Annotated in this window: 19 protein-coding genes; 9 read left to right on the top strand and 10 right to left on the bottom strand. The window is 65.2% G+C overall.

Going from position 1 to position 20,373, the window contains the following annotated elements:
* The first annotated feature begins 126 nt into the window (after positions 1-126).
* Complete coding sequence (locus tag GV832_RS06130; protein ID WP_168773946.1) at positions 127-936, top strand: sulfotransferase family 2 domain-containing protein; 810 nt, start codon at positions 127-129, stop codon at positions 934-936.
* On the opposite strand, the gene GV832_RS06125 is transcribed toward GV832_RS06130, so the two are convergent.
* From GV832_RS06125 to GV832_RS06095, 7 genes are all read right to left on the bottom strand, one after another.
* Positions 930-1,469 (bottom strand): TIGR00645 family protein, encoded by a 540-nt coding sequence (locus GV832_RS06125; RefSeq protein ID WP_168773945.1) that lies wholly within the window; start codon positions 1,467-1,469, stop codon positions 930-932. The genes GV832_RS06130 and GV832_RS06125 overlap by 7 nt on opposite strands.
* Before the next feature lie 137 nt (positions 1,470-1,606).
* Positions 1,607-2,227 carry a 30S ribosomal protein S4 gene (rpsD, locus tag GV832_RS06120; protein WP_168773944.1) on the bottom strand — a complete coding sequence of 207 codons (621 nt, stop codon included), beginning with the start codon at positions 2,225-2,227 and terminating at the stop codon, positions 1,607-1,609.
* A 371-nt stretch (positions 2,228-2,598) separates the two neighbouring features.
* Positions 2,599-3,654: a Hint domain-containing protein gene (locus GV832_RS06115; protein ID WP_168773943.1), complete on the bottom strand. Its 1,056-nt coding sequence runs from the start codon at positions 3,652-3,654 to the stop codon at positions 2,599-2,601.
* A 144-nt stretch (positions 3,655-3,798) separates the two neighbouring features.
* Complete coding sequence (locus tag GV832_RS06110) at positions 3,799-4,716, bottom strand: lipid A-modifier LpxR family protein (protein ID WP_354001930.1); 918 nt, start codon at positions 4,714-4,716, stop codon at positions 3,799-3,801.
* 91 nt (positions 4,717-4,807) lie between these two features.
* Positions 4,808-6,040, bottom strand: a complete 1,233-nt coding sequence (locus GV832_RS06105; RefSeq protein WP_168773941.1) for an Hsp70 family protein — start codon at positions 6,038-6,040, stop codon at positions 4,808-4,810.
* A gap of 377 nt (positions 6,041-6,417) precedes the next feature.
* Positions 6,418-6,912: a transcription antitermination factor NusB gene (nusB, locus tag GV832_RS06100; RefSeq protein WP_227754259.1), complete on the bottom strand. Its 495-nt coding sequence runs from the start codon at positions 6,910-6,912 to the stop codon at positions 6,418-6,420.
* An 81-nt stretch (positions 6,913-6,993) separates the two neighbouring features.
* Positions 6,994-7,521: a hypothetical protein gene (locus GV832_RS06095; RefSeq protein ID WP_227754258.1), complete on the bottom strand. Its 528-nt coding sequence runs from the start codon at positions 7,519-7,521 to the stop codon at positions 6,994-6,996.
* Positions 7,522-7,632: 111 nt separating this feature from the next.
* Between GV832_RS06095 and GV832_RS06090 the strand changes: the two genes are divergently transcribed.
* The 3 genes from GV832_RS06090 (at position 7,633) to GV832_RS06080 (ending at position 12,185) form a co-directional block, all read left to right on the top strand.
* The gene (locus tag GV832_RS06090; protein WP_168773939.1) at positions 7,633-8,916 is read left to right on the top strand and encodes a capsule polysaccharide biogenesis protein; all 1,284 of its coding nucleotides are present in this window, start codon (positions 7,633-7,635) and stop codon (positions 8,914-8,916) included.
* A gap of 89 nt (positions 8,917-9,005) precedes the next feature.
* Entirely contained in the window at positions 9,006-10,136 is a 1,131-nt protein-coding gene (locus GV832_RS06085; RefSeq protein ID WP_354001929.1) for a polysaccharide biosynthesis/export family protein, read from the top strand.
* A 3-nt stretch (positions 10,137-10,139) separates the two neighbouring features.
* Positions 10,140-12,185 carry a capsule polysaccharide biogenesis protein gene (locus tag GV832_RS06080; RefSeq protein ID WP_168773938.1) on the top strand — a complete coding sequence of 682 codons (2,046 nt, stop codon included), beginning with the start codon at positions 10,140-10,142 and terminating at the stop codon, positions 12,183-12,185.
* Positions 12,186-12,625: 440 nt separating this feature from the next.
* Here GV832_RS06080 and GV832_RS06075 read toward each other — a convergent pair whose 3' ends face one another.
* The gene (locus GV832_RS06075; protein ID WP_168773937.1) at positions 12,626-13,123 is read right to left on the bottom strand and encodes a MarR family winged helix-turn-helix transcriptional regulator; all 498 of its coding nucleotides are present in this window, start codon (positions 13,121-13,123) and stop codon (positions 12,626-12,628) included.
* A gap of 93 nt (positions 13,124-13,216) precedes the next feature.
* Entirely contained in the window at positions 13,217-13,480 is a 264-nt protein-coding gene (locus GV832_RS06070) for an FAD assembly factor SdhE (protein ID WP_168773971.1), read from the bottom strand.
* A gap of 49 nt (positions 13,481-13,529) precedes the next feature.
* On the opposite strand from GV832_RS06070, the gene GV832_RS06065 reads away from it, so the two are divergent.
* Together GV832_RS06065 and GV832_RS06060 are read left to right on the top strand one after the other, a co-directional pair.
* Positions 13,530-14,732: a pyridoxal phosphate-dependent aminotransferase gene (locus GV832_RS06065; protein WP_168773936.1), complete on the top strand. Its 1,203-nt coding sequence runs from the start codon at positions 13,530-13,532 to the stop codon at positions 14,730-14,732.
* A gap of 8 nt (positions 14,733-14,740) precedes the next feature.
* Positions 14,741-15,154 (top strand): hypothetical protein, encoded by a 414-nt coding sequence (locus GV832_RS06060; RefSeq protein ID WP_168773935.1) that lies wholly within the window; start codon positions 14,741-14,743, stop codon positions 15,152-15,154.
* Between the two features lie 107 nt (positions 15,155-15,261).
* Here the strand turns inward: GV832_RS06060 and GV832_RS06055 are convergent, their stop codons facing one another.
* Complete coding sequence (locus GV832_RS06055; RefSeq protein WP_168773934.1) at positions 15,262-16,608, bottom strand: MATE family efflux transporter; 1,347 nt, start codon at positions 16,606-16,608, stop codon at positions 15,262-15,264.
* A 90-nt stretch (positions 16,609-16,698) separates the two neighbouring features.
* On the opposite strand from GV832_RS06055, the gene GV832_RS06050 reads away from it, so the two are divergent.
* From GV832_RS06050 to GV832_RS06040, 3 genes are all read left to right on the top strand, one after another.
* Entirely contained in the window at positions 16,699-17,352 is a 654-nt protein-coding gene (locus GV832_RS06050; protein ID WP_168773933.1) for a glutathione S-transferase family protein, read from the top strand.
* A gap of 269 nt (positions 17,353-17,621) precedes the next feature.
* Positions 17,622-19,571: a DNA topoisomerase IV subunit B gene (parE, locus tag GV832_RS06045; RefSeq protein WP_168773932.1), complete on the top strand. Its 1,950-nt coding sequence runs from the start codon at positions 17,622-17,624 to the stop codon at positions 19,569-19,571.
* On the top strand, positions 19,564-20,295 hold the full coding sequence (locus GV832_RS06040) for a hypothetical protein (RefSeq protein WP_168773931.1): 732 nt from the start codon (positions 19,564-19,566) through the stop codon (positions 20,293-20,295). The genes parE and GV832_RS06040 overlap by 8 nt, the downstream gene beginning before the upstream one ends.
* Positions 20,296-20,373: the final 78 nt, after the last annotated feature.

Below are 20,373 nucleotides of genomic sequence, written 5' to 3'. Positions count from 1 at the left end.
TTTCCCCGCAAGCCGCGCTTTGCAAACGTTAACCACTCGACCCGGCGGGTGGCCCCGGCGCCCCCTTGACAGCAGGGCAAAATAACGGCTGATAGGATTGTCATATACAGATGCAGGAAGTTCCAAGTGCCCTTCGCCGACCTCGAAACCATGTCGCTGAGTGACTATATCTCGCAAGAGGCGGCCAAGGACTCGTTCTGGTTCTTCATGCATATCCCCAAGACGGCCGGATCGTCGTTTTCTTCCGAGCTGGCCTCCAAGATGCGGCCCTATCGCAACATCCATGTCGATTACACCAGGACCGATGTGTCGACGACGGACCAGATGGGCGGCGTGATCGCCGACTTCGTCGCCGAGATGCAGACGAAGGACTTCCGCTCGGCCTCGGGGCATGTGGTCTGGGGTCATTACGAGACCCTGCGCGCCGCAAGGCCGGATTGCCGCGTCGTGACCTTCATGCGTGACCCCGTCGCCCGGGTCATCTCGGACTACCGCTATCAGCGCACGCCGATGCACCCGCCCTACCAGGAGTTCATGAAGGAATTCCCGACGCTGGAAAGCTATGTCGAGTCGCCCGCGTCGCAAAACAAGACGACGCTGTTCATGACCGGCTCGCGCGATGCCCTGTCGCCCGAAGAGCTGATCGAGCGCATCGGCAGGGAGTTCACTTTCGTTGGCCTTCTGGAGATGTATCCGATCTCGTTTTCGTCGATCTTCGGCTGCATGGGCCACAAGGGGCTCATGCCGACCGAACACAAGCGCAAGACCCCCGACACCAAGGACACCCAGGTCGAGGTGACGGCCGCCATGCGCGAGATGATCCGCGAGGTCAACCACATGGACCAGGCGGCCTATACCTATGTCCAGACCGTCCTGCGCCGCCACCGCGACGCGATCTGGGCGGCCAAGGGCCGGCCGCCCAAAAAGGCTCAGTGAGCGGCGGTCTTGGCCGAGATGTAATCCATCAGCGCCAAGAGCACGCCCGAGACCACGAAGGCCAGGTGAACGATCACCATCATTTGCAGCGTTTCCGGCGTGGGGCCATGGTCCCCGCCGTGGCCCAGCTCCATGAAGACCTTGAGCAAGTGGATCCCCGAGATCGCCACAACCGAGGAAATCAGCTTCAGCTTCAGCCCCGAGAAATCGACCTTGCCCATCCAGTCGGGCCGGTCCTTGGCATCCTCGATGTCCAGCTTCGAGACGAAGTTCTCATAGCCGGTGAAGATCACCAGAAGCATCAGGTTCCCCGCCAGCGACAGGTCGATCAGCGTCAGGATCGCCAGGATGCTCTCATCGGCCGACATGTCCAGGATATGGGGCACCATGGCCACGGTCTCGCGCACGAAGATCACCGTCAGGATGACCAGCGAGAGGACAAGGCAAAGATACATCGGCGCCATGAGCCAGCGCGAGGCAAAGAGCGCCTGCTCGAAGCGGGTTTCGATCGTGGGTTTCTTCGGGTCGGACATTCTCTCTTCCGGCATGAGGGGGCACGAGACCCATCTTCTGGGCCAAGTGCGACGGAAATGCAAAGGCCCGCCGTGGCTGGCGGGCCTTTTTCACCTTGGGGTGGGCGGGTTTACCCCGCCGCTGCCCCAAATCGGGCTTAGTTCTTGGCGTAGTATTCGACGACCAGGTTCGGCTCCATGACGACCGGATAGGGCACGTCCGAAAGGCCGGGGGTGCGGACGAACTTGACCGTCAGCTTCTGGGTGTCGACTTCCAGGTAATCGGGAACGTCGCGCTCGGTCAGGGCCAGGGCCTCGGTGATCGCGGCCATCTGGCGCGACTTTTCACGGACGGCGATGACGTCGCCTTCCGAGACACGGTAGGAGGCGATGTTGACGCGCTTGCCGTTCACGGTGACGTGGCCGTGGTTGACGAACTGGCGGGCGGCGAAGACGGTCGGCACCAGCTTGGCGCGGTAGACCACCGCATCCAGGCGACGCTCGAGGAAGCCGATCAGGGCCTCGCCGGTATCCCCGCGCGAGCGGTCGGCGTCGGCATAGATCTTGCGGAACTGCTTTTCGGTCAGGTCGCCGTAATAGCCCTTCAGCTTCTGCTTGGCGCGCAGCTGCGTGCCGAAGTCGGAAAGCTTGCCCTTGCGGCGCTGGCCGTGCTGGCCGGGACCGTATTCGCGCTTGTTCAGCGGCGACTTGGGACGGCCCCAGATGTTTTCGCCCATGCGGCGGTCGATCTTGTACTTGGCAGCGGTGCGTTTGGTCATCGCTGATCTCCTTCTGACAGTGAAGGGCGTTGTCCTTTCCCGGGTTTCCCCGGGCGACAGGCTTCCCCTTGCGGGGTCCACCAACACCAATGAAAAGCCCCGCAGAATGCGGGACTGGGGGGCGTATAGGCGGGCGGCGGGGGAGAGTCAACGGGGGGAAGGCAGAAGGGCGTATTTCGGCAAGCATGAAAGGACAAGGGCCGTGGGGCCGGACAGGAAGGGAGTATTTGGGCCAAATTGAAAGCACAAGGGGCGGGTATTCGCGCCAGAATGAAAAGGGCGCGGCGGACGAGGAGGCCGCCGCGCCCGAGATCCGGCTGCCCCCCTACTGGCTGCCGGTCGTCTCCCCCCCTTTCAGGCAGGGGGGTAAGCTAGATCCCCAGGTCATGCCGCAGGATCGCGGCTTCGGAGCCCGAAAGGTTGCGCCTGGCATGGGGCCCATAGGCCGTCGGATCGGCGGCCAGGCCCGGGAAGATCTCCATCAGCCCCGCGCGCTGGACCGGGTCCAAGCTGTCCAGCGCCGCATGGGCGGGGTGGAAGCTTTCGGTCAAGACGCCATTGGCCCAGATCACCTGATGCGCCTCCAGGAGCACATGGACATAGGTCACCTCGCGCAGGCTGCGGTCCAGAAGGATCGTCGTGTCGTTGACCAGGTCCTCGGCGCGCACCAGGACCTCGTCGCTGTTGAAAAGCGCCCGCGCGGCGGGGCCCTGCATCACGATCCGGTGCTGGGGCGAGACCACCAGGTCAGGCTGCGGCTGGCCTGCGCCCATCGCCTCGGCCTTGATGCGGATCGGGCGCAGGTGCGGCATGGCGTAGAGCCGCGCCCCGGTCATGCGGCGATGGCCGGTCCAGAGCACCGGCTGCGGCCCAGCATCGCGGGTCAGGACCAGGTCACCCGCCCGCAGGGACTGGATCAGGCGCGGCCCCCCGGGCGTCGCCAGCATCGTATCGGGGGTGAAGCAGATTACCCCGCGAGCGCCGCGCGCCCCGCTGACGCGGCCCCGGTCGATGGCCACCTGTGTCACCCAAAGATCGCGGTCGCGTGGCGGCATCTCGCCCAGGACCATCAGAAGCAGAGCCCCGGTATCGGGCACCGTCAGAAGCGTCACGACCCAGGTCTCATGCCCATCGGTCAGGGCAAAGCCTTGATCGGCCATGTCCTCCTCGGCCTCGGGCGCGGCGCCCTTGGCCACCGCCGCCCCGATCAGCCGACGCACCATCCGCGCGGCCCGCCTGCGCAGATCCGCCGCTCCTTCCGCCCCCTCCAGCCGCAACATGTCGGAGGGGCCATCGACCCGCACGGGCTCCCCGCCCCAGCGCCAGGTGACGCCAAGGGTCAGAAGGTCCAGCGGCGCTGCCTTGACGCCATCCGTTTCCGTTTGCGACCAGGATATGACGAACGTGCCCTGAGAGCCCGTGTTCATGCCTGTCTTGCCTGCTCTTATTTTTATGAGGTCAGATTAACGAATCATTAACCTTTTGCCAGCGGAAAATCGCCGGTGATTCGCTTTTGCACAATATGTGGCGAGAGACCGGGGGCTGACCACAACCCCCGGAAGATTGTCGCGTCAGAACCGCAGGTTGAACGACAGGGAGCCCAGGAGCTGGCCGCTGCCCTGTCCCTGGAACTCTTCCGAAAGCCAGGTCAGGCCGTAGAAGGCCGAGGCGCGGGCGCCCTGCCAATGGACCCCGGCGCGCAGGCGCGAGCGCGTGTCGGTCGGCGCCGGACCGTTCGAGGGCAGAAGCACGCTGTCGAAGACGCGCGTCAGGTCTCCGCCCGCCACCAGGCTGAAGCCCGGCACCAGCACCGAGGGCGCTGCGCGGTAGCGCTGGCCGGTCACGCCATCGCGCACCATGACCGATTGGCGGCCAAAGGCGCCGAGGGTCACGTCGGCGCCGATCCGGGCAAAGGTCTCGACCCCGGCCTGGGCTGCGACGAAGGGGCGGAGGACGGCGCCTCCCAACTCGAAAGGACGGGCGAGTTCGGCCGAGACCGTCGGGATGACACGGTCGGTGATCTGCTGCGAGGTATTGGGCTCGTCGATCCCCAGCGCGTTATGGACCCATTTCTGCACGCGTGAGACCCCGGTCATCGGGCCGATGGCCACGAGGTCGCCGCCGAGGTCCAGCTCCATCCCCTGCCAGAGCGACTGGCTGTGGACGCCCACCGACAGCATCCCGGCATAGCGCCGATCTCCCGGCGCGGGGGCCGAGAGGTTGGCAGGCGCCACGATCTGGGTGGAAAGCCGCCATTCCAGCAGCTCGCCCATCGTCACGGGCAAATCCCCGGTGAAGGAGGGCGCGCGGATCACGCTGAGCGTGTAGGACCCGGTCCGCCAGCGGTCATGGCCATCGCCGATCGCGTCGTTGTTGAACATCCGCCCCCAGCCAAGGACGACCTTGCCTTCGGCATGCGCCGCTTGCGGGGCGGCCAGCGTCAGGGTCGCCGCCAGCGCCAGAACCAGGGCCTTGCCGATTTTCTTCACGAGGAGTCTCCGCCAACCAGGCCGCAAGCCTGACCCTTGCCCCCCTGCCCCGTCAAGTGGCCAAGGCGCAAACAATCCGCCGCCGTTGCAGCTATGCCGTGGCCAGTGCGAGGCCGTCCACCACCGCCGTGAAAGGCTCGGAGGCGCGAAGTGCGGCATTGGGGCACAGCGCCTGGGCCTCCTGGCCCACCATGGCCATGAGGGAGGAGCCGCCGACCAGCACGACCTCGGCCACGCGGTCGGGCGCGATGCCCGCCTTGCGGCAGCACTCGGCCGCCGCCTCGCGCAGGGGGGCGCGGTAGCGGCGGAGTGCCTTTTCCAGGCTTTCCGCCGTGACGGGCACGCCAAGCCCGGGTTCGACGCAAGAGAGGTCAACCCGCGCGCCCTCGCGCCCCGCATTGGCGTTGATCTTGCCGCGCTCGACCGCGAAGGCGATCTCGTGGCCAAGCTCGGCTTGCAGCACATGGGCGAGGCGCCGCAGAAGGCGCGGCTTGATCGCCAGCTTGACCATCTGGGCCACCTCGTTGCGGACATCGGGCGTGTAGAGGAGCGGGATGCGGGCCCAGGTCGAGAGGTCGACGTAAAGGTGGTTCGGCATCGGCACCTCCCCCGCCCCCATCTCGCGGTGGAGGGAGGAGCCGCGCCCCAGCCAGGGCATGGCATGGGTCATCGACATGGCATGGTCGAAATCCGTGCCGCCGAGGCGGATGCCGTGGCTGGCCAGGACCTTCATCTTGGCCCCGGAGGTCTCGTAAAGCGAATAGTCCGAGGTGCCGCCGCCGATGTCGACGATGAGGCCGAAGCCCTGAGGCCCGCCGCCGCTGGCATGTGCGGCCAGGGCGGCGGCCTCGGGTTCGAAAAGGAAATCGACCTCGGCGAAGCCCGCCGCATGGTAGCAGGCGGTGAGGTCCTCCAGCGCCTTGGCATCGCGGGCGGGGTCGGGGTGGAAATGCACCGGGCGGCCCGAGAGGATGCGGGTGAAGCCCTGCCCCGCCTCGGCCTCGGCGCGGGATTTGACCTCGGCCAGGAAGGCGGTGACGACATCCGACAGCGTGCGGCGCTTGCCGCCGATCATCCGGGTCTCGTGGAAAAGCCCCGAGCCCAGGACCGATTTCAGCGCCCGCATGTAGCGGCCCTCTTCGCCCTGCAAGAGCGCCATGGCGGCGGCGAGGCCAAGCCGCATGGGCCCCTTGTCGGAAGGGAAGAAGACGGCGGTGGGCAGGGTATCCGATCCGGTCTCGATGGACAGGCGGCGGATGCGGCCGTCCTGCCAGAGGGCGGCGGCGGAGTTCGAGGTGCCGAAGTCAAGCGCTAGGGTGGTCATCTGGGGCCTCTCTGCCAAGGCGCCGGGGGTAGCGCAGGCCAAGGGCCCATGCAAGCGATTGCCAAAAGGAGCGGCTGGCGCCGCAAGATCATCTCTCGCCTCTGGCGCCGAGGGGCGCCAACCGGCTCGGGCAAGGCGCGCCTTCTCTGCGCGGGTTCCGCCCCGGAAAGCCGCGCCGTGTCGGTGCAGCTCGGGCTTGCCGTCTGGCCCAAAAGCCCAAGGAAACAAGCGCCTGGAAAGCCCCCGCTTTCAACTTGACTCAAATATCCACGGGGTTTCCAAAGGGGAGCGTGCTCCCCTTTGGCTGGGGGGCTCGGGGGGACTGGTCCCCCCGAAAGCGGGGGGTGCGGGGGGCGGCAACCCCCCGCACCCCCAGGTCACCAGCCCTCCGGGCGCAGTTCGTGGCCCATGTGATCGAGGACCGCATTGACGAATTTCGCTTCCTTGCCCTCGGGGAAGAAGGCCTTGGCCACGTCGACATATTCGTTGATCACGACCTTGGGCGGGGTGTCGAGATCGACGAACTCGGCCCCGGCGGCACGGAAGGCCGCGCGCAGGACCGGGTCGATGCGGTCGATCGGCCATTTCGCCACCAGCGCACGGTCGGTCGCCTGGTCGATCTTGGCCTGCCAGTTCACCGCCGCCGCCACGACCTTGCGGAAAAGCTCCGCATCGCCCTCGGCCATCTCTTCGCCCTCGATCTCTTCGCCGAAGCGATGAGTCTCGAATTCGCGGGTCACCGCCTGGACGGTCTGGGCCGAGCTTTCCATCTGAAACAGCGCCTGCACGGCATAGAGCCGGGCGGCGGATTTCATCTGGCGGCGCAGAGCGGCCTTTTCGGCCTTCGCATCGGCCTTGGCGTCGTTGGACATGGGGCAAGCCTCTTTGGATCAGCCGCCCCTTTGCCGCAGCTTGGCCCAAATCGCAAGGCCAAGCTTGGTTTCCGGGGGCCTTCAGGCGGGGAAATACCGCTCCTCGGGCAGGAAGGCCGCCAGACCGCCCGCCGAGAGCCAGTCTTTCTCCCAAGGCGCCGCGCCCACGAGGATGACCCGATCCCCCGAAATCCCCGGCAGCGCGGCGCGGATTGCCGCCCGCGCTGCCCCCCAAGGCGCAAAAGGGGCGGGTGCGGGATGGGCAGAGGTCAGCTCGGGGTTCTCGGCCAGCACGGCCACCGCCAGACCCTGCGCCAGCCCGATCCGCCCAGCCTGAACCGCCGTCAGATGCAAAGCCCGCAGAGGCGCAATACGGCCAGAACTCACCCGCAAGGCATTGGAGGAAAAGAGAAAGGCCACGACATCATGCCCGGTGGCGGCCCGGACCGAGGCATAGGTGCGGTAATCCAGCCTCAGGGCCTGCGCCCGGGCCACGCGCAGCCTGACGACCTCGAGCGGCAGGGTCGGCAGAAGATCGGCCCGCGCGCGCTTCCAGCAGTGCAAGTGCCAGCCCTGCCCCTCTTGCGGGCCGCGATTGTGACCGATCATCCCCATCTCCTTTTTGCGAAATCCTGCCGCATTGACGCCAGATTGCAAAGCGAAGATCAGGGATCGTAAAGCTTTGCCGGGCAAAGTGCCGAAAACGAGGGCAAGGATCGGATGCAATCGGCCGAAGGACACCGCTTTCTCTTTCTGCAAGGGCCGCATGGGCCCTTCTTCCACCGTTTGGGCCGCATGCTGGCCCGCGCGGGGGCAGAGGTCTGGCGCGTGGGCTTCAACCGGGGCGACCGGGCCTTCTGGGCATCGGAGAATTACATCCCCTTCAAGGGCCGGCCCGAGGATTGGCCGCAGACCCTGCGCCTGATCCTGGCCGAAAAGCGCATCACCGATATCGTGCTTTACGGCGACACGCGGCCCGTCCATGCCCATTCCGTGCAGGCGGCGCGGGCGATGGGCCTGCGCATCCATGTCTTCGAAGAGGGCTATCTGCGGCCCTATTGGGTCACCTATGAGCGCGACGGGTCGAACGGCAATTCGCGGCTGATGCAGATGGGCGTGGGGCAGATGCAGGCCGCGATCTCGGCCTTGGACATGGACCTGCCCGATGCACCGGCGCATTGGGGCGACATGGCGCAGCACATGTTCTGGGGCGCGCTTTATCACTGGTTCGTGCTGACCGGCTTTTGGGATTACCGCAACTTCCGGCCGCATCGGGCGCTGACCGTGGGGCAAGAGTTCCTGTTGTATCTCAAACGCTTGGCCCTGATGCCGCTGCACCGGGCCGAACGTTTCCTCGCTACCTGGCGCATCCAGCACGGCGGTTTTCCCTATCACCTTGTGCTTTTGCAGCTGGAGCATGACTCCAGCTTCCAGATGCATTCCCCCTTCCGCACGATGAGTGAATTCCTGGAGCTGGTGACCGAAGGCTTCGCCAAGGGCGCCCCGCGTCACCACCACCTGGTCTTCAAGGCCCATCCCCTGGAGGATGGCCGCGTGCCGGTGGCGTCAGAGATCAAACGGCTGGCGGCGTTGCATGGCATCGAAGACCGGGTGCATTTCGTGCGCGGCGGCAAGCTTGCGCGGCTTTTGAACCCGGCGCGGACGGCGGTGACGGTCAATTCGACCGCCGCGCAACAGGTGCTTTGGCGCGGGCTGCCTTTGAAGGTCTTCGGCGCGGCGGTCTATGCCAAGCCGGAATTCGTCTCGGCCCAGCCCCTGCCCGAATTCTTCGCCAAACCCGCGCGGCCCGACAGCAAGGCTTACCGCGACTACCGGCATTACCTGCTCGAGACCTCGCAGATCCCCGGCGGCTTTTACTCGGCCCGGGGGCGGCGCGAGTTGATGCGGCAAATCGTCGACATGATGCTTTTGCCCGAAGACCCCTATGACGCGCTGACCTCGGGCAACGCGGCGCCAAGGCAACAGTTGCGGCTGGTGAACTAGGCCGCGAAAGGCTCTGTTTGCATTTGTTCACAAGTTTTGTATGGTTAGCGGCAAAACTTGAGGCAAACTCCGCAAAAGGAGCCCGGGCAGTGGCAGTGAACGTGACAAGGCGGGCGGCAGCCCTGGGCCTTTTGGTATCCGTGGCGGCTTGTGGCCTGCCAAGGTCCGGCCCGAACAAGAACGAGATTTTCGAGGGCTCCGTCCTGAACGGCGGCGATGCTTTCGTGGTGACGGTGACGCCGTCGGTGACACGGGCCACGGCGGTGCAGCCCTCTTTCGGCTTCTCCTCGTCCTTCCTGAAGGCGGGCGTGATGGCGCAAGACATCATCTCGCCGGGTGACACGGTCTCGGTGACGGTCTTCGAAAACGTCAAGGACGACCCGCTCCTGGGCAACACCGGGCAGCGCGTCTCGAACCTGCAGACCCTGCAAGTCGATGGTCAAGGCTTTGTTTTCGTGCCCTATGCGGGCCGGATCAAGGCGGCGGGCCAGACGGCCGAGGGCCTGCGCGACGCCATAACCCGCAAGCTCGACCCCCAGACGCCCGACCCCCAGGTCGTCGTCCAGCGCGCCTCGGGCCTGGGCTCGACCGTGACGGTCAATGGCCAGGTGGCGGGCCAGGGCAATTACGCGATCGAGGCGCCGACCCGGACCCTGACCGCGATGATCGCCCGCGCCGGTGGCGTGACGATCCCGCAGGCCGTGGCCGTCGTTCATGTGACGCGCGGCAACCGGACCGAGAAGGTCTGGCTCGCCGACCTCTACACCAATCCGCGTCTTGATATCGCGCTGCGTCCGGGCGACACGGTGACGATCGAACAGGACACCCGCGCCTTCGTGGCCCTGGGCGCCACCGGCACGCAAAGCCGCGTGCCCTTCCAGACCCAGACGCTTTCGGCGCTGGAGGCGATTGCGACCGTGGGCGGGCTGAACTCCAACATCGCCGATCCGACCGGCGTCTTCATCCTGCGCAACGAGCCCGAAGAGCTGGCCAATGCCGTCCTCGGCCGCAACGACCTGCAGGGCGACCAGCGCTTCGTCTATGTGCTGGACCTGACCCAGCCCACCGGCATGTTCGAGGCCCGCGACTTCCTGATCCGCGACGGCGACACCCTCTATGTCACCGAGGCGCCCTTCACCCAGTGGTCCAAGACCATCGGCGCAATCACGGGCTCGGCCAACCAGGCGGCCAACCTCGCCTCGACGGCCAGCGGCAACTGAGCGATGGAGCCCGAGGCGACCGGGCTCCCCCATCGGCTTTGCGCCTATACGGCGGGGTTTTTCCGCCCCGGGGTGCGGCGGATCCTGCAGCTTGCGGGCCATGAGGTTCGGCTGGGCCTGCCCAAAGCGGGCGACGGAGTCGCGGTCTGGGGCAAGGGGGCCTATGCCTGGCGCGGCGAGAAGATCGCCGCGCGCTACCAGGCGCCGCTGATCCGGATCGAGGATGCCTTCCTGCGCTCTTTGCGGCCCGGTCGGTCGGGCGAGGCCCCGATGGGGCTGATGCTGGATGACCTCGGGATCCATTACGACGCCAGCACCCCCTCGCGGCTGGAGCAGATCCTGGCCCGTGACCCCTTGGACAATTCAAACATTCTCTCCCAGGCAAGGGATGGAATTGAACGGCTTCGGCTGCTCGACTTGTCAAAATACAACATTCACGATCCAGAGGCCGATCTGCCGCCCCCCGGCTATGTCCTGGTCATCGACCAGACGCGCGGCGATGCCTCGGTGCCCGATCCGGCGCGTTTCACCGAGATGCTGGCTACCGCCCAGGCCGAGCATCCCGGCCAGCGCATCCTGATCAAGACCCATCCCGAGACACAAAGCGGCTTCCGCCCCGGCCATTTCCAGGCCGGAGACCTGGTGACCGCCCCCGTCTCGCCCTGGCGCCTCCTGGAGGGCGCCATCGCAGTCTATACCGTCTCCAGCCAGCTCGGCTTCGAGGCGATCCTGGCCGGTCACCGCCCCGTTGTCTTCGGCCAGCCCTTCTATGCCGGCTGGGGCCTGACCGACGACCGCTTTCCGTTGGACCGCCGCACGCGCCGCCTGACCAAGGTGCAGCTCTTCGCAGGCGCCATGGTGCTGGCGCCAGTTTGGGCAACGCCCTGCCATGACCGGCTTTGCAGCCTGGAAGAGGTCATCGACCAGCTGGAGGCCGAGACCCGCGCCTTCCGCGCCGACCGTCTGGGCTATGTGGCGGGGGGGATGCGGCTCTGGAAGCGCAAGCCCTTGCAGGATTTCTTCGGCCGCGAAAAGCCGCTGATCTTCCGCAAGACGCCCGGGGAGGCCCTGACGCTTGCCGCAAAGACGGGTCGCAAGCCCCTGATCTGGGCGGGGAAATCGAGCGATGGCATCGCGGTCGAGGATGGTTTCCTGCGCTCGCGCGGCCTCGGTGCCGCCCTGGTGCCGCCGCTATCGCTGGTCACCGACACCACCGGCATCTACTACGACCCGACCCGGCCTTCGGATTTTGAGACCCTGGTCCGCCGCCCCCTTCCCCCCGGCGGCCAGGCCCGGGCCGAGCGCCTCCGCCGCGCCCTCATCGCGGCGCGGCTCTCGAAATACAACCTCGGCGGGGGCATGCCCGACCTGCCCGAGGGCCACCGCATCCTCGTCCCCGGACAGGTCGAGGACGATGCCTCGATCCGCCTGGGCTGTGGCGAGATAAGCAGCAATCTCGGCCTCTTGCAGGCCGTCCGCGCAGCCGTTCCCGGCGCCGTCATCGTCTACAAGCCCCATCCCGATGTCGAAGCGGGCCTGCGCCCCGGCGCCCTGCCCCCCGAAGTGCTGACCGCCCCCTGGACGCCTCCTGTCGACCCCTCTGACGCCTTGCCCCGCCCCCAGCCCTCGCGCCCCCTGGTCGATGTGATCGCCACCCAGGCCGATCCCATCGCCCTGATCGATGCCTGCGACGAGGTCTGGACCCTGACCTCCCTCCTCGGCTTCGAGGCCCTGATCCGGGGCAAGCCCGTCACCACGATCGGCGCGCCCTTCTACGCGGGTTGGGGCCTGACCACCGACCTTGGCCCCGTCCCCGACCGCCGCCGCCGCGCGCCCGACCTCCACCCCTTGCCGAAGGTCACCCTGGACCAACTGGTCCATGCCAGCCTGATCGCCTATCCGCGCTATTTCGACCCGGTGGCCAAACGCCCCTGCCCCCCCGAGGTCGCCCTGCGCCGCCTTGGCCAGTCGCTCCCCGCACCGTTGCGCCTGCGCATCCTCTCGAAATTGCAAGGCGCCCTGGCCAGCTACGCCTGGCTCTGGCGCTGAGGAGCCCGGCCCAAACCGCAACCCACGCGCCGCAAAACGCCTGCGTCGATCAATCGAGGCCACTCAGCAGAGCCCGACCTTCTACCCCCGAAGGCCACACGACCGCGCGGACGTCGTGACCATCAAGCACAAGGCCCCCCAGCTCGATCACCTCGCCACCCCAAAGCCCCCCGGCTCAAGTTCCGCAACGCCTCCAAGGCCACCACCTCCGAGCCCCAAAACGACAAAGGCAGAGCGTAACGCCCTGCCGTGCCATCCGTCCAAGCCAAACCACCAAGCCCCGCCCCGTCCTCCCTCCAAGCCGGAGCCGCCAGGGCCCACCCCTCGGCTTCCCGCAAAACCCGATGTGGCGGGGGGGGTGCAGGGGGGGCGCGCCCCCCCTGCTTCCTCCGGGAGGTTTCCTTGCGGGCGAATGCCCGCCTGGAAAGCTCCCGGACCCCTCAGTAGATATAGCGGATCTGTTCGGTCCAGAAGCGTTCCATCCGCTTCAAGGAGCCGTTGATCGTCTCCATCACCTCGTTGTCGATCACGCCGCGCTTGCCCAGCACCTCGGCATGACGCTGGAACAGCTCCGAGATCAGCCCGCGCACGCGCCGGCCCTTTTCGGTCAGCCGCACCCGCACCGAACGGCGGTCGATCTCTGACCGCTGGTGATGCATATAGCCCAGCTCCACCAGCTTCTTCAGGTTATAGGAGACATTGGACCCCTGGTAATAACCCCGGGTCTTCAGCTCGCCCGCCGTCACCTCGTTCTCGCCGATGTTGAACAACAGCAGAGCCTGGACCGAGTTGATCTCCAGGATGCCAAGCCGTTCGAATTCGTCCTTGATGACGTCCAGGAGCAGGCGATGAAGCCGCTCCAACAGTGCCAAGCTGTCAAGATACCCCGCCAGAAGGGCTTTCTGCGAACCATCCAGAAGGGGGGCATGCATGGTCATGCAGTGTCTCCGATTTGCCTCGTTACAAGGACAAGATGGGCACGAAACACAAACATAACGTAAACTTGCGCCGCTTTCGCCGCAAAGAACCCGTCAAATCCGACCTTTCCGCGCCTCGGCAAAGGCCAAAAGCCGGGCAATCAGCGGCAGATGCGCCTCGGGCGCGGGTTTGTGCCCCAAAACCCAGGCCATGAGGTCCTGGTCCTGCTCGGCCAGAATCGCCTCGAAAGCATCCAGCTCCTGCGGGCTCATCCTTTCCAGATGCGCATCGGCGTAAGGCCCCAGCACCAGGTCCATCTCCTTGGTGCCGCGCCGCCAGGACCGCATCTTCATCCGCTTCAGCCGCTCTTGCATCATCCGCCCCCCATGGCCTAAACCCCTTGCGATTCCCTTCAGGAGCAGACCCATGGCCTTCCTCTCCGATACGCTCGCCCGCGTCAAACCCTCGCCCACGATCGCGGTGACCACCAAGGCCCAGGAGCTGAAGGCCCAGGGCCGCGACATCATCGGACTGGGCGCGGGAGAGCCCGATTTCGACACGCCCGAGAATATCCGCAACGCGGCCAAGGCCGCCATCGATGCGGGCAAGACGCGCTATACGGCGGTGGATGGCATCCCCGAGCTGAAAAAGGCGATCTGCGCGAAATTCCTGCGCGAAAACGGCCTGACCTATCAGCCCAACCAGATCACGGTCGGCACCGGCGGCAAGCAGATCCTCTATAATGCGCTGATGGCGACCTGCAATCCGGGGGACGAGGTCATCATTCCGGCGCCCTATTGGGTCTCCTATCCCGACATGGTCCTTCTGGCGGGCGGCACACCGGTTCCGGTGGTGGCGGGCATCGAGACGCAGTTCAAGCTGACCGCCGCGCAATTGGAAGCGGCCATCACCCCGAAAACCAAGTGGTTCATCTTCAACTCGCCCTCGAACCCCACGGGCGCGGGCTATACCGAGGCGGAACTGCGCGCCCTGACCGATGTGCTGATGCGTCATCCCCATGTCTGGATCATGTCGGATGACATGTACGAACACCTGGTCTTCGACGATTTCAAATTCGTGACCCCCGCCCAGATCGAGCCCGGGCTTTACGACCGGACGCTCACTTGCAACGGCACCTCCAAGGCCTATGCCATGACCGGCTGGCGGATCGGCTATGCGGGCGGGCCGGTGCATTTGATCAAGGCCATGGGCACGATCCAAAGCCAATCCACCTCGAACCCCTGTTCGGTCAGCCAATATGCGGCGCTGGAGGCGCTGAACGGCACGCAGGATTACCTCGCCCCCCACCGCGCGCTCTTCCAGCGCCGCCGCGACCTGGTGGTGGACATGCTCAACCAGGCCAAGGGCGTGACCTGCCCCAAGCCCGAGGGCGCCTTTTACGTCTACCCCGATATCTCTGGCTGCATCGGCAAGACCTCGGCCGCCGGGACCCTGATCAAGGATGACGAGGCCTTCGCCTCGGCGCTCCTCGAGGAAACCGGCGTCGCCGTGGTCTTCGGCGCGGCCTTCGGGCTTTCGCCCAACTTCCGCGTCAGCTACGCTACCTCGGAAGCGATCCTCGAGGACGCCTGCCGCCGCATCCAGGACTTCTGCGCCGGTTTGAAATAGGAGCCCTCATGGCCGCCGATCTGCCCCAGTATTACTTCCGCATCCGGGACAATGGCGCCGTGGTCTTCCGCGTCGAAAGCGAACAGCGCCAGCGTCGGCTGGAGCTGGTCGAGATCGCCGTCGTCAACGTCAAGAACGGCAATATCAAGCCGCATGGCGAGACGGAACTGACCGAGGAAGACCGGGCCGAGATCGCGCGCTGGCTGGAGACGCGCCGCGCGCTTCAGGCCGAGCGCGACATTGACGACATCCTCCGCACGGTCGATCACCTGAACATGACGGCACAATGGGTGCAGACCCGCGCCACGGATGAAGAGGTCGACCGGGTGCTCGACCCGCTTCTGATGGCGATGCATGACCTGCGGTCGGTCCTGATCCGGCGCCGGGCCGACAAGCTGGACCAGCGCGCCCCTCGGGGGTGATGGGGGCCCCGGGGTATACCCCGGGCTACGCCGACACCACCAGAGCCCTGCCCTGTCGCCCTGTCGCTATTGGTCCGCAGCGTAGCCCGGGGTATACCCCGGGTCTTTTACGCCTCCGGAGCCTCGCGCCAGAATCGCACCATCAGGCTGCCCGAGGCGAAAGCCAGGCCCAGGACCAGGCCCAGCCATATCCCCTCGGCGCCAAGGCCGAAGTGGAAGCCCAAGAGATAGCTGCAGGGGATGCCCACGCCCCAATAGCTGAAGGCCGCCATGATCATCGGCACGCGGGTGTCACGCAGCGCCCGGCAGAGGCCCAGGGCCATGACCTGCATCGCATCCCCCAACTGGAACAGCGCGGCCAGGGCCAAGAGCGTCACGCCAAGCGTCAATATCTCGTCCGATTCCGGTTTGGCGGTGTCAAGGAAGAGGCTGAGGATCGGCAGCGGCATCGCCAGGAAGACGACGATCATCACGGCGCCAAAACCGAAGGACATCAGGATCGAGGTCAGCGCCACATCCCGCAGGCCGCGCGCATTGCCTGCGCCTTCGGCCCGCCCCGCCAGAACCGTGGCGGCATTCGAAAGCCCCAGATGCACCATGAAGGCCAGGGCGGCCACCTGCATGGCGATGCCATGGGCGGCCAGCGCGACCTCGGAGATCCAGCCCATCATAAGGCTTGCGCCCGAGAAGAGCCCGCTCTCCGCGAGGCCCGTCACCCCGATGGGCCAACCCAGGCGGAAGACCCGGGCCAAGGCGGCGGTGTCGGGGCGCCAGAAGCGGCGGAAGACCTGGTGCTGGCGCAGGCTCGGCTGGCGATGAGCATAAAGCGCCAGGGCCAGGGCGCTGAAGACCTGGACCGTCAGCGTGGCAATGGCCGCCCCCTCGACGCCAAGCTCCGGCAGGCCCAGCCGCCCGAAGATCAGGGCCCATCCCACCAGGAGGTTCAACCCGACGGCCCCGATGGTGATCCACAAAACGACCTGGGTCCTTCCCATGGCCGAAAGATAGCTCTTCAGCGTCATGACGATCAGCGCGGGCACCATGCCGGGCCCCGCGATGCGCAGGAACTCCTGACCCAGCCGCGCGACATCGGCGGTCTGGCCAAGCGCCCGCAGCCAGGTTTCAGCCACCCAGAAGAGCGGATAGATCGCGACGCCATACAGGATCGAGAGCCAGAGCCCCATGCGCACGTCGCGCCGCACCTCGACCTCGGCCCCGCGCCCCATGGCCGAGGCGACCAGCGGCATGACCCCCTGGGCAAATCCCGCGCCCAGGATGAAGAGGACGAAGAAGGCCGATCCCGCCAGGGTCACCGCCGCAAGCTCGGAGACACCATAGCGGCCCAGAAGCATCGTGTCGGTGACATGCAGCATCATCTGCGCCAGGTGAGAGCCGACGATGGGCAAACCCAGCGCCAAAAGCGCCTTTGCGTGGGGGATGAATTTCCGGGCCATGCCGCTGTCTAACTGCACAAAATATCAACGTCCAGTCCTCTTCCCCTTGGACGCCGCGCCCCTTAGCTTGGTCTGGCTTTGGAGGTTCCCATGATCACGCTTTACGGCTGCTACCGCTCCCGCGCGACCCGCCCCCTTTGGCTTCTGGCCGAGACGGGGACGCCTTTCACCCATGTGCCCGTCATCCAGTCCTATCGGCTGAACCAGCCCAAGGCGCCGGATGCGCCCCTGAACACCGCCTCGCCGGAGTTCCTGGCGGTCAACCCGATCGGGCAGATCCCTGTCCTGGTCGATGGCGCGCTGACGCTGTCCGAGAGCCTGGCCATCACCATGTACCTGGCGCGGCGGTATGGCGGGGCGCTGGGGCCCGCGTCGGACGCCGAAAGCGCGCTGATGGAGCAATGGTCGCTCTTTGCCGCGACGGCGGTGGAGGGTCCGGCGCTGGACATCCGCATGACGCTGGACAAGGGGATGAAGACGGCCGAGGCCGAGGCCTTTGTCGCGATCTCGGCCGAGAAGCTGCGCCGGCCCCTGGGATACCTGGCGGGGGCGCTGAAAGAGGACTGGCTGGTGGGCGGGCGCTTTACCGTGGGGGACCTGAACGTGGCCGAATGCGTGCGCTATGCGGCGGCCCATGGGGCTCTGATGGACGAATTCCCGGCGGTGAAGGCCTGGCTCGCAAGGGCCCAGGCGCGGCCGGCCTTCCAGAAGATGTGGGCGGCGCGCGAGGCGGAGCCCTTGTGATCCTTGCGGGGCCGGGCGGGCTTGCGCCCTTGGCCCCGCAAGGAGGAAGCGGGGGGCTGCCGCCCCCCGCACCCCCCGCATTCGGGGGACTGCTGTCCCCCGAGCCCCCTGCCCAAAGGGGGCCACGGCCCCCTTTGGAAACCCCGTGAGTATTTGGGCCAAGCTGAAAGCGGTTTCGAGGCCTTGCGGATTGGCTTCGGTCTTGGCCCCATCCCTTGCGTTGCCCTTGGTCGGATGGTCTAATGGTTACCTCTTGAAAGGGTGCCCCCATGTCCGACCTTCTTGGCCAAACCGAGACCTATGACGCCTCCTCCATCGAGGTGCTGGAGCCGCTGGAGGCCGTCCGACTGCGGCCGGGCATGTATATCGGCGGCATCGACGAGCGGGCCTATCACCACCTCGCGGCCGAGATCATCGACAATGCCATGGACGAGGCCGTGGCGGGCCATGCGACGCGGATCGAGGTGCATCTGCACGAGGATGGCTCCTTGACCGTGGTGGACAACGGCCGCGGCATCCCGGTCGATCCGCATCCGAAGTTCCCCGACAAGTCCGCGCTCGAGGTGATCTTCTGCACGCTCCACTCGGGCGGCAAGTTCAACGGCAAGGCCTATGAGACCTCCGGAGGCCTGCATGGGGTGGGCTCTTCCGTGGTGAATGCGCTCTCGGACCGGCTGGAGGTCGAGGTCGCCAAGAACAAGGAGCTTTACCGGCAGTCCTTCTCGCGCGGCAAGGCGCTGGCGCCCATCGCCAAAGTGGGGGCGGCGCCCAATCGGCGGGGGTCGTCGATCACCTTCCATCCCGATCCGCAGATCTTCGGCTCGCAGTCCTTCCGGCCCTCTCGGCTGTTGAAGTTGGTGCGGTCGAAGGCTTACCTGTTCTCGGGCGTCGAAATCCGCTGGAAATCGGCCGTGGCGGATGGCGATACGCCGATGGAGGCGGTGTTTCACTTCCCCGGGGGCTTGGCGGATTATCTGTCGGATACGCTGGAGAAGACCACGACCTATGCCGACCGGCCCTTTGCCGGCAAGGTTGGCTTTCCCGAGAAGTATAACGTCCCGGGCTCGGTCGAATGGGCGATCAATTGGACGCCGGCGCGGGATGGCTTCATCCAGAGCTATTGCAATACCGTGCCGACGCCCGAAGGTGGCACGCATGAGACGGGGTTCTGGGCCGCGATCCTGAAGGGGATTCGGGCCTATGGGGACCTCGCCAAGAACCGCAAGACGGAATTGATCACGCGGGAGGATTTGCTGACGGGCGGCTGTGCGCTGGTGAGCTGCTTTATCCGCGAGCCGCAATTCGTGGGCCAGACCAAGGACCGCCTGGCGACCGAAGAGGCCGCGCGCTATGTCGAGGGCGCGGTGCGCGACCATTTCGACAATTGGCTGGCCTCCGACACCAAATCGGCCGGCGCAATTCTGGATTTCCTGATCCTGCGGGCGGAAGAGCGGCTGAAGCGGCGGCAGGAGAAAGAGACCGCGCGCAAGACGGCCACGAAACGGCTGCGCTTGCCGGGGAAATTGACGGATTGTTCCGCCAAGAACCGCGAGGGGACGGAGCTTTTCATCGTCGAGGGGGATTCGGCGGGTGGGTCCGCGAAAGCGGCGCGGAATCGGGAGACGCAGGCTCTCTTGCCCTTGAAGGGGAAGATCCTGAACGTTTTGGGGGCGGCCTCCTCGAAATTGGGGGATAATGCGGAAATCCGGGATATCTGCGAGGCTTTGGGCGTCTCGATGGGGACGCGGTTCAATGTCGATGACCTGCGCTATGACAAGATCATCATCATGACCGATGCCGACGTGGACGGGGCGCATATCGCCTCGCTTCTGATGACGTTTTTCTTCAGCCAGATGCGGCCCTTGATCGACAAGGGGCATCTGTATCTGGCCTGCCCGCCTCTGTATCGGCTGACGCAGGGGGCGCGGCGGATTTATGTGGCGGATGATGCCGAAAAGGAGCTGCACCTGGCCAAGGGTCTGGGCGGCAAGGGGAAAATCGACGTCCAGCGCTTCAAGGGCCTGGGCGAGATGGATGCCAAGGACCTGAAGGACACGACGATGAACCCCGCAACGCGGAAACTGATCCGCGTGACGATCACCGAGGATGAGCCGGGGGATACGGGCGACCTGGTGGAGCGGCTGATGGGGAAGAAGCCGGAGCTGCGCTTCCAGTATATCCAGGAAAACGCGCGGTTCGTGGAGGAGTTGGATGTTTAAATCATCCAGTTTAAATTGGATCGGGCTCAGTGTAACCTGTGCCTACGTTCTAACCGTAACCGTGATTGTCTTCATCAAAGTCGAAGAATTCACGTCACTGAAGCTGAATGAGCTCGGAGATTTCCTTGCAGGAGTTCTTGGGCCCATTGGCATTCTTTGGCTGATTTTAGGCTTTTTCCAACAAAGCAGAGAGCTTCAGAACAGCGTCGATGCTCTTAATTTGCAAGCTCGAGAGCTAAATGATTCTGTTTATCAGCAGAAAGAGCTCGTTTCACTGACACGCGAGCAACTGCAAGAAGAACGCGAACGCGTTCACCGCGAGGAACAAGCGAGGAAAATACGAATTCAACCCGTGATCGTGGCACGGTTTGAAGTGCTTTCCACAATCGGCGGGAACGAGTTTAGATACTGCCTTAGGGTTAGCAATATTGGGAATTCTGCATCGAACTTTCAAGTTAGAGCATTCGATGGTCCAGAAGTGATTTGCGAACATTTTGAACGCTACATAGAGCGTGGATGGGCAAGCAAAGCTCTGAACGCAATCGACATCATTCATGGGCCAAGATTCCGCAAGCCAGTCTCTCTGATAATGAGTTATCAGGATGAAGACGGAAATCAATGGACCCTTAGAGAACTTCATCTTCCCGTGGAAGCAAAGGATGGATTCGATACGTTTGAGCGGGCATCCTTTGAGCGCGAATTAAGTTTAGAAGGAAGATTATAAGTGCAAAACTTTATCCTCAAAGCGGTGCGTGAAATCACGCACCCAACCGCGTAAGGGCGGCACTCCCGGCGCTCTCTC

Source organism: Stagnihabitans tardus, from assembly GCF_009925085.1.
GTDB classification, from domain to species: domain Bacteria; phylum Pseudomonadota; class Alphaproteobacteria; order Rhodobacterales; family Rhodobacteraceae; genus Stagnihabitans; species Stagnihabitans tardus.
The sequence above is the reverse complement of the archived record's forward strand: the minus strand, read 5'-3'. Positions and strand labels throughout refer to the sequence as shown.

Coding starts and splice junctions, on each gene's coding strand:
- GV832_RS06125 (WP_168773945.1), bottom strand. CDS start 1,469: ATGTCCGACCCGAAGAAACCCACGATCGAAACCCGCTTCGAGCAGGCG.
- rpsD (WP_168773944.1), bottom strand. CDS start 2,227: ATGACCAAACGCACCGCTGCCAAGTACAAGATCGACCGCCGCATGGGC.
- GV832_RS06115 (WP_168773943.1), bottom strand. CDS start 3,654: ATGAACACGGGCTCTCAGGGCACGTTCGTCATATCCTGGTCGCAAACG.
- GV832_RS06105 (WP_168773941.1), bottom strand. CDS start 6,040: ATGACCACCCTAGCGCTTGACTTCGGCACCTCGAACTCCGCCGCCGCC.
- nusB (WP_227754259.1), bottom strand. CDS start 6,912: ATGTCCAACGACGCCAAGGCCGATGCGAAGGCCGAAAAGGCCGCTCTG.
- GV832_RS06095 (WP_227754258.1), bottom strand. CDS start 7,521: ATGATCGGTCACAATCGCGGCCCGCAAGAGGGGCAGGGCTGGCACTTG.
- GV832_RS06090 (WP_168773939.1), top strand. CDS start 7,633: ATGCAATCGGCCGAAGGACACCGCTTTCTCTTTCTGCAAGGGCCGCAT.
- GV832_RS06080 (WP_168773938.1), top strand. CDS start 10,140: ATGGAGCCCGAGGCGACCGGGCTCCCCCATCGGCTTTGCGCCTATACG.
- GV832_RS06075 (WP_168773937.1), bottom strand. CDS start 13,123: ATGACCATGCATGCCCCCCTTCTGGATGGTTCGCAGAAAGCCCTTCTG.
- GV832_RS06070 (WP_168773971.1), bottom strand. CDS start 13,480: ATGATGCAAGAGCGGCTGAAGCGGATGAAGATGCGGTCCTGGCGGCGC.
- GV832_RS06065 (WP_168773936.1), top strand. CDS start 13,530: ATGGCCTTCCTCTCCGATACGCTCGCCCGCGTCAAACCCTCGCCCACG.
- GV832_RS06060 (WP_168773935.1), top strand. CDS start 14,741: ATGGCCGCCGATCTGCCCCAGTATTACTTCCGCATCCGGGACAATGGC.
- GV832_RS06055 (WP_168773934.1), bottom strand. CDS start 16,608: ATGGCCCGGAAATTCATCCCCCACGCAAAGGCGCTTTTGGCGCTGGGT.
- GV832_RS06050 (WP_168773933.1), top strand. CDS start 16,699: ATGATCACGCTTTACGGCTGCTACCGCTCCCGCGCGACCCGCCCCCTT.
- parE (WP_168773932.1), top strand. CDS start 17,622: ATGTCCGACCTTCTTGGCCAAACCGAGACCTATGACGCCTCCTCCATC.
- GV832_RS06040 (WP_168773931.1), top strand. CDS start 19,564: ATGTTTAAATCATCCAGTTTAAATTGGATCGGGCTCAGTGTAACCTGT.